The sequence below is a fragment of the Arsenophonus sp. ENCA genome, assembly GCF_002287155.1.
Classification (GTDB): domain Bacteria; phylum Pseudomonadota; class Gammaproteobacteria; order Enterobacterales; family Enterobacteriaceae; genus Arsenophonus; species Arsenophonus nilaparvatae.
This window is the reverse complement of record NZ_NHNG01000749.1, coordinates 1-1,555: the sequence shown is the minus strand read 5'-3', so window position 1 is coordinate 1,555 and position 1,555 is coordinate 1. Positions and strand designations below refer to the sequence as shown.

Sequence of the window (1,555 nt, the reverse complement as noted above, 5' to 3'; positions counted from 1 at the left end):
TTGTGAAATACGAAAAGGCCGCTAAAGCGGCCTACATTTACACATTTACATAATAACAATATGATAGTAAAAGATTTTATATATTATATAGCCTTGCAAATGATACCCTTTTTGTATGCGCTTAGTCGGAGATTAGCATTGCGAAGACCATTTTACGAATTTGGCGTTATAGACAGATTCATCGTCGCTGACGAACGTGGCTTCTCCCGCTTTTGGGCTGTCTTTCAATATTCCCAGTAGCTCAGCCTGCACCAGCCGCCCATCAAACTCTTTGCCTTTTTCATCGAACGCTTTGTAGCAAGCGACATCACCGGTTAATTCAATTGGCTGATCAATTACACTATATACAACAACATTAAACGTTTTTTCATACTTCGGCTACCCTTCAACCACCACCGTACCTTCTGAGGAGGGAATAGCTTGGATGATCAGTTTATTATGTAAATCTTTTGCTGCTATGGAAGAAAATGAGAGTAGAACAAGGGAAGAAAGAAGAACCTTACATACCGTTTTCATTGACAACCTCCTTTATGAACAATTAGTCATTTATTCAGCAGCCAGATTATGGGGTAAATAAGATTAAAACAAGCGAAGAAAGAAGAACTGTAGCTACGTTTTTCATTAGCTACCTTCTTTATGAACAACTAGTCATTTATTTGGCAACCAGATTTTAGGTAAAACTTAAACCCTGTTTTAATGGATATTATTTAATGCTTACTGCGCAGTTATAATTTTTTTACCTAATTTTCGGCAATTTGTATCCATATTGGTAATCACGGTGGTGAACGTCAAATTATTGTAACCTTGCAAGGTCGATTAGATAGTATGAATAAAAAACCGATAGTTTAAATAGGACATAATTTAAACTATCGGATTCCTCAATAATTTGGGGACATTCAAAGAAAAGCAGTGGCATAAGTTAAGACTATTTATTATTCATAAAGTTCTTAAAGAAGAAAAAAAAGCATTTTTTGATCAAAAAATGCTTTTGTGATTTGTGCCTGAAACTTAACATATAAAATTAAAATAGAAAATAATTTTAATAAAATCAGTTAATTAAGAAAGAAGATGTTTTTTTGCGTAGGTTTCAAAGTCTGTACAACCACCGATATGCTGCTCATCAATAAAAATTTGCGGAACAGTCTCAACAGGTTTATCCGCTTTTTTAGCTAAATCAGCTTTACTGATCCCCTCCGCTTGTATGTCAACATAATTATAATCAAAATCATCACGTTCATGTTTTAATTTTTCTGCTAATTCTTTTGCGCGGACGCAATAGGGGCAATCAGAACGACCAAAAATGACAGTAAACATCATATCTCCTTCAACTAAATTTTATTTATTATCTACAGTTCAATTACTATGCCTATAGTTAGCATCAAAAAAAAGCACAATTTATTTTTATTGCTATTTGAAATGTTAACAATTGGGCACCTCGAAAAACCTAAGCCGAGTTTGATTTTGCTGATAAAGTTATCGGAAGCTGGTCTACTGAGCTAACCACCATGAAGAAACGCAGCGCCATTAAGAATGACCTCTTTGCAAACCAGTATCA

The 1,555-nt window shown here is 34.5% G+C and carries 2 protein-coding genes and 1 pseudogene; all 3 read right to left on the bottom strand.

The features are described 5' to 3' along the window. Positions 1 to 132: 132 nt before the first annotated feature. Positions 133 to 360 (bottom strand): annotated as a pseudogene (locus CBG25_RS21580) (DUF4354 family protein); the annotation flags it as partial. A gap of 18 nt (positions 361 to 378) precedes the next feature. After that, positions 379 to 516 carry a hypothetical protein gene (locus CBG25_RS19485; RefSeq protein WP_290608722.1) on the bottom strand — a complete coding sequence of 46 codons (138 nt, stop codon included), beginning with the start codon at positions 514 to 516 and terminating at the stop codon, positions 379 to 381. Between the two features lie 540 nt (positions 517 to 1,056). Beyond that, on the bottom strand, positions 1,057 to 1,314 hold the full coding sequence (locus CBG25_RS19480) for a GrxA family glutaredoxin (RefSeq protein WP_290608720.1): 258 nt from the start codon (positions 1,312 to 1,314) through the stop codon (positions 1,057 to 1,059). Positions 1,315 to 1,555 lie beyond the last annotated feature (241 nt).